Source organism: Aeromonas sp. Prich7-2 (genome assembly GCF_017939255.1).
Taxonomy (GTDB): domain Bacteria; phylum Pseudomonadota; class Gammaproteobacteria; order Enterobacterales; family Aeromonadaceae; genus Aeromonas; species Aeromonas caviae.
In genome coordinates this window covers 1-599 of record NZ_JAGKRI010000139.1, presented here as the reverse complement: position 1 = coordinate 599, position 599 = coordinate 1, and the positions used below count along the sequence as shown (strand labels likewise).

The 599-nt window shown below is 54.4% G+C and carries 1 protein-coding gene; it reads left to right on the top strand.

What is annotated here, in order from left to right; genetic code table 11:
- Positions 1-3: 3 nt before the first annotated feature.
- Positions 4-599 (top strand): transposase (locus J9892_RS17890; RefSeq protein ID WP_246876705.1); only part of this gene is annotated, 596 nt, incomplete at its 3' end.

Here is a 599-nt window from a genome sequence, read left to right as displayed (position 1 = left end):
TAAATGCAAATTCTGAAAGCCTACAAGTTCCGACTCGAACCGACCGCCCAACAAGCGCAACGCCTGCGCCAGTTGGGCGGTTGTGCTCGTTATGTCTGGAATCACGGGCTGGCAGAGACAAAGCGCATTCTGGATGCTGGCGAAAAACTACCTTCTGCCTTTGAGCTGAACCGGATGCTCACCAGTTGGAAGAAAGACCCAGAAATGGCCTTTCTGACCGAGGCATATACCGACAACCTCCAGCAGAAACTCAAAGACTTGCACGGCGCGTGGATGCGCTGCTTTGATAAAAAACTCGCCGCCAAGGCTCCCGTTTTCAAGAAGAAAAGCGACAACCGCGACTCAATCCGCTTCGTCAACTTTGACAAGTATTGCCGCCTTGAAAAAGGTCGCGTGAAGCTTCCTGCCGGGCTGGCGTGGGTCAAGTTTCGCCAGTCCCAGCCAGTTGAAGGAAAAATTAAAAACGCGACCGTCAGCCAAGCAGCCGGGCACTGGTATATCTCCTTTCAGGTCGAGCAGGAGACGCTTGAGCCAATTCACCCCTCCGGCTCAATGGTCGGGCTGGATGCGGGGATCGCCAAGCTCGCAACCCTGTCAGA